6 protein-coding genes and 1 pseudogene are annotated in these 5,213 nt (G+C 42.9%); 2 read left to right on the top strand and 5 right to left on the bottom strand.

Features of this window, described 5'->3' with window-relative positions; genetic code table 11:
* Positions 1-278: 278 nt before the first annotated feature.
* Together IM477_RS04000 and IM477_RS04005 are read left to right on the top strand one after the other, a co-directional pair.
* Positions 279-878 carry a peroxiredoxin gene (locus tag IM477_RS04000; RefSeq protein WP_002735961.1) on the top strand — a complete coding sequence of 200 codons (600 nt, stop codon included), beginning with the start codon at positions 279-281 and terminating at the stop codon, positions 876-878.
* Between the two features lie 167 nt (positions 879-1,045).
* Positions 1,046-2,305, top strand: a complete 1,260-nt coding sequence (locus IM477_RS04005) for an L-lactate MFS transporter (protein ID WP_287730619.1) — start codon at positions 1,046-1,048, stop codon at positions 2,303-2,305.
* A 403-nt stretch (positions 2,306-2,708) separates the two neighbouring features.
* Here IM477_RS04005 and nrtS read toward each other — a convergent pair whose 3' ends face one another.
* From nrtS to IM477_RS04030, 5 genes and pseudogenes are all read right to left on the bottom strand, one after another.
* Entirely contained in the window at positions 2,709-2,873 is a 165-nt protein-coding gene (nrtS, locus tag IM477_RS04010; RefSeq protein ID WP_287730620.1) for a nitrate/nitrite transporter NrtS, read from the bottom strand.
* Positions 2,874-2,876: 3 nt separating this feature from the next.
* The gene (locus IM477_RS04015; protein WP_287730621.1) at positions 2,877-3,440 is read right to left on the bottom strand and encodes a GUN4 domain-containing protein; all 564 of its coding nucleotides are present in this window, start codon (positions 3,438-3,440) and stop codon (positions 2,877-2,879) included.
* A 53-nt stretch (positions 3,441-3,493) separates the two neighbouring features.
* Positions 3,494-4,624 (bottom strand): CO2 hydration protein, encoded by a 1,131-nt coding sequence (locus tag IM477_RS04020; protein WP_287730622.1) that lies wholly within the window; start codon positions 4,622-4,624, stop codon positions 3,494-3,496.
* Positions 4,625-4,655: 31 nt separating this feature from the next.
* Entirely contained in the window at positions 4,656-4,991 is a 336-nt protein-coding gene (locus IM477_RS04025) for a DUF1823 family protein (RefSeq protein ID WP_287730623.1), read from the bottom strand.
* A 94-nt stretch (positions 4,992-5,085) separates the two neighbouring features.
* Positions 5,086-5,213: pseudogene (locus tag IM477_RS04030) on the bottom strand (IS630 family transposase); the annotation flags it as partial.

Below are 5,213 nucleotides of genomic sequence, written 5' to 3' on the forward strand. Positions count from 1 at the left end.
ATTTTTCAACGTAAAGTGCTTACTCTTTAACGATTATACTCTATTATACTCTTGTTGAGCGTTTAAGTCCCACTAACCCCCATCACCCCCCGCAACGCGCACGCAGTGACCACCCCATCTCCCTATCTCCCTATCTCCCCACTAGCCACTGATAACTGATCACTGATCACTGATCACTGATTGCTGACTACTCAAAATCGTTATGACTATGATATAGTTGTTAAGGAATGTAAAAATAGTTGCATTTTCCCAGAAACTAGATTAAGGAGATTAAAAGTATGACCGCCGAAGGTTGCTTAAGAGTCGGACAAGCGGCGCCGGATTTCACCGCGACCGCCGTTTTCGATCAAGAGTTCAAAACCATCAAATTGTCGGATTATCGGGGTAAATACGTCGTTTTATTCTTCTATCCCCTCGATTTTACCTTTGTTTGCCCCACGGAAATTACCGCTTTCAGCGATCGAGTTAGCGAATTTGCCAGCATCAACACCGAGATTTTAGGGGTGTCCGTCGATAGCGAATTTGCTCACCTAGCATGGATTCAAACCGAGAGAAAATCCGGCGGTGTCGGTGATGTGGCCTATCCGTTGGTGTCGGATCTAAAAAAAGAAATCAGCACCGCTTACAATGTTCTTGACCCAGATGCGGGGGTATCCCTGCGCGGTCTCTTTATCATCGATAAAGAAGGTGTTATCCAACACGCTACTATTAATAATCTTTCCTTCGGTCGCAGTGTCGATGAAACCCTCCGCACTCTGAAAGCGATTCAATACGTCCAATCCCACCCGGATGAAGTTTGTCCCGCCGGTTGGCAAGAAGGCGATGCTACCATGGTTCCCGATCCTGTGAAGTCGAAGGTTTACTTCGCGGCAGTTTAGTTAAAAGTCCTCAGAAGTCCCTCAGCTATAGATGGAAGGAGACTTTTAAAGGGGTGAAATAATTCACCCCTTATTTTAATCGGAAAATTTTCCAGAAAATTTTCCCTATTCGCCATGATCTCATCTAGAATACAGGCCAGCAAGTCTAGAAAGAGTTACGGCGATCTATGACTACCAGTAATTACGATTCCGAGTTGACAGTTTTGGGATTACCCGCGGCCAAAGGTAGATGGTTATTAATACCTCTAGGAATGGGCGTTTTACTCTGTTTAGGGACGGTGTACTCTTGGAGCATCTTTAGAAAACCCCTAGAAACAGAATTAAATCTCAGCGCCACGGAAAGCTTATTACCCTACACTGTGGCCCTAGTATTTTATGCCGCTTCTATGCCGATCGCCGGTTTTTATATCCCCCGGGTAGGTACTCGCAGGATGACCGCTATCGGCGGAATTATCGTCGGTTTAGGCTATATTCTCGCTAGTTTTGCCGCTCAGATCCAGACAATTATTCTTACCTACGGAGTTATTGCCGGCACGGGAGTCGGCATCGCTTACGGTGTTCCCATGGCAGTGGTGGCGCGCTGGTTTCCCGACAAAAAAGGTTTAGCGGTGGGTTTAACCATCATCGGATTTGGCCTTTCTCCCCTGATTACCGCACCTTTAGCCAATCGATTAATCAATGAATATAGCGTTAGACCAAGTTTAAGATTTTTGGGGATTATCTTTACAATAATTATTGTGATTATTGCGATCACAATGAAATTACCCCCCCAGGACTGGCAACCTCCGTCAAATTTAGCTAATCGAAAATCCGACTTTCAGGCCAATTATCCGGTGAATATGCTGAAAAGTCGCTCATTTTATGGTTTATGGCTTTGCTATGCTATTGGTGCTTTAATTGGCTTGAGTGCTATCGGTATTTCTAGTCCCGTCGCCGAGGAAATTATCCAGATTGAGCCGGGGTTAGCGGCTAGTAGTGTTGCTCTATTTGCCTTGTTTAATGGTATTAGTCGTCCTTTGTTCGGTTGGTTGAGCGATCGCTGGAAACCCCATTATTTAGCGATCGGGGCCTATACACTCATTTTGATTGGTTGTCTGTTGATGGTCAAGGCCGAAAAAGGGGCGGTTACTAGCTATCTAGTGGCTTTTTGTCTATTTTGGTTCTGTTTAGGGGGATGGTTAGCCTTAGCTCCCGCTACCACTCTCCACTTCTTTAATCCTGACCACTACGCCCAAAATTACGGTATTGTTTTTACTGCCTACGGTGTTGGTGCTTTGATCGGAACTTTAGTAACTGGTAGAATTCGCGATTGGTTCGGTACTTACACTTACGCTTTTTATGCTATGGCTGTATTGGCAATACTGGGCATTTTTCTCGCGAGTGCCTTACTGAAAAGAGAGCGATCGCATTTATCAAATCCTAGCTAAGGGAGTTTTACCGCTGCCATTCTATAATTTAAAATACTCGAAAGAGGTAACATTGGACGGTATAGGTCTTTTAATCGCTCTTTTTCTGGGTGATTGTCGATCTTGAATCAAATCTCGGTTTTCCTCGAGGAAAGAAATTAACTGATCATCAGGGATTTCTCGGAACTCGCCAGTTTTTAATAAGTAGGGAGGCACAATTATTTGTAGGATGGGTTAGCGGTAGCGTAACATAATCGGGCGTTGGGTTTCATGCTTCAACCCAACCTACGTTCATCTTATATTTAATTCCACCCACCCACTTAAAACAGCAGCCATGGTAAATCGGACTCCCGAATATTCGTCTCGATCGCTATGAAAGCAGCTCTTGTCTTGATCATAGATCTATTTTTGCTTTATTCCAACTTTAGCGATCGCTAAAGAATGATAAGTCAGTTATAAGGCTTGTAACTATAGCATAACCGTGGTTAATTGTCAATAAAATCGTCCCCACTACTACAGCCACTCTTATCCCGGTGGGTGCAAATTGGGTGGACAATAAAGCCCGAAAATAGCCGATAATCCCTTTCATTGCCTATAAATCGCACTCTATCAGGCGAGTAAAACAAAAAGTCACCATTTTTAACCCGTAGGGAGACTTCCACCAGAGAGCGGGAAAACAGCCTTCAGGAGCTGCGAGACTAAAATCCCAGTGATCATAATCATCGATACGCCACTCATCTTTGTCGCGCCATCCTACCAATTCCCCAAATTTTCTAATCGTTTCCGCGTCTTGGGTACGCAGGGTGTTAATATCACCGCCGGCGGCAAAATATAACTTCACCTGATTGCTAAAACCGAAATGATCGCCGCTATAATTTTTCCAAAGGCGATCGAGTACCCGAATCACATTAACGGGAAACCGCATCATATCCTCTGGGGTTAAAGTATCGCGGGTTCTGCCGGCAGTTTCGAGGATAACTCGGAGAGTTTCTGCGTCTGCCTCCCTAAAGTTCCCCTCAGCTAGGAATTGCTGTAATTTACCATAGCGCTCGATGTCCGGAACTAACATCTGCCGCGCTTCGATGAGGGCAACCCGTTCGGTTAAAGATTGCAATTGAGCTAAAATATCCTGAAGTTGGACGTTAATATCTGACATAAATGTAAAGGGGTTTGTTGGATGCAAAAATTACCGATTTATCGGCAAAATAATTATTGATTTACCGCTTCTAGTCTTGACTTAACAAAGCGATTCATCCATGCTTCTAGATAGATGCGATTGGCTTTTTGTTCTTTTAAATCTGTGGTAGTTAAAGGGTAAGGTGCTAATCCTTGAATGGCTGCCGTTGTTACACAAAACATCGACTTTTGAAAAGTTTCGCAGATCTGGACTAATAAATCTTCTTCTTGACGAAAACTCTTTTTATAAATGTCGTGCAGATAATCTGGTAAAAAGTGACGCATATCCTGCATTAATAGTGTGGGAGGAATCCCTGCACCTCCGATGGGTAAAGGATCCGCATACAAAGCACCATAGGCAAACATTCCTTGATCGTAGGGAATTTGATAGGCTTGGGCATTATAGGAAATTGTACCGGGGAAAGGTGTTCCGCGAAAGAAAACCGCCTCAACGTAGGGGATTGCCGTATCCGCAAGAAAGGTTAATCCTGCCGATTTGGGGATAAGATCATAGGTTTGTCCTTTGATTTTTACTTGATAGACAATTGCTTGACTAGCATTATCGACTAAATTTTTCTTAATGTGTGCCACCACTGCGGGAATACTGGTAATTTTTCCGGCATCGTAGAGATCGGATAAACTTAAAAAAGTATCGGCCATAATTCGCCAAAATTGACCTAAACCGCTATAGTAGGCCATCATCCGCATTTGTTCTGGCAAAAATTCAGGAAAGACTTTATTTAAAATTAAAACTAGCGGATTATTCCTAAATTTGGCTTGAATAACCTTGGCTGTCACTTCCCGAAAAGCGGCACTATCTACATAACTATCTAAACCACCCCCACCATGCCAAAACATGGCTTTCATACAGTATTCAGCATACTCAAAATTAATGCGATCATGCCACCAGTGTTGTAGTAATTTCTGCCAAGATACTTGACCATTAAAATATTTAAAGAAGGGGAAAAAAACCAAAAACTGATTTTCCGCAATATAAATTAAATTTTTGGAATAAGCATCTAACACCACTCCGTAACTTTTCAGGATACCCACTACCTCGATCAAATTCTGGGGAGTATCTTTTAACAATGCTTCCCCAGCAGTGAGACGATCAATATAGGATGCTAGGGGATGAGAGGAGGACTTGACAGGGGTAGTGACCATGCTAGAAGCTTGATAAAATAACTTTCCTTATCTATTTTAACCCATAAAAGCACAACCAATTAGCGGCGGTGGCACGGCGAGTCATGCGGGGATTGAATTCGCCAATTTTATAACCAGTAAACCCCAATTTATCTTTTAATAATTGTTTATTTTCTGGCAAGATCGATCGAGTTAATTTTACTGTTGGAGGACGATTGGCAATAAAATCCGGGGGTTGAGGATATTCACGTCGCCAATCTTCCCCTACTTGACTATTATCCCATTTTCCCTGACTTTCATCGTAGCGATAACCTAAACTTTGCCAGACCAATTTATTAACGGTTTCGTCGTCAATTTCATCGTTAATAATCGCCCAAATTGTCTCTATATTTAATTCTGGTAGTTCCTTGACTCTCCCCCGCTAACCGCTCGCGCGGTGTAGCGGGGGATTCTCGGTTCTTAGGCTTTTAACTAGTAGTCTGTCAAGTTTGAATTGAGGGATAGAGTTTTTTTAATTTAATACGAGCATCAGCAGTAGTAAATCTCCAGTCAACTGAATTTGACTTTTCATTTCGATTTTCTTCCCATGCCTTAATTTCTTGTTTTAAAC

The organism is Microcystis sp. M090S1 (genome assembly GCF_020246295.1).
Classification (GTDB): Bacteria; Cyanobacteriota; Cyanobacteriia; order Cyanobacteriales; family Microcystaceae; genus Microcystis; species Microcystis aeruginosa.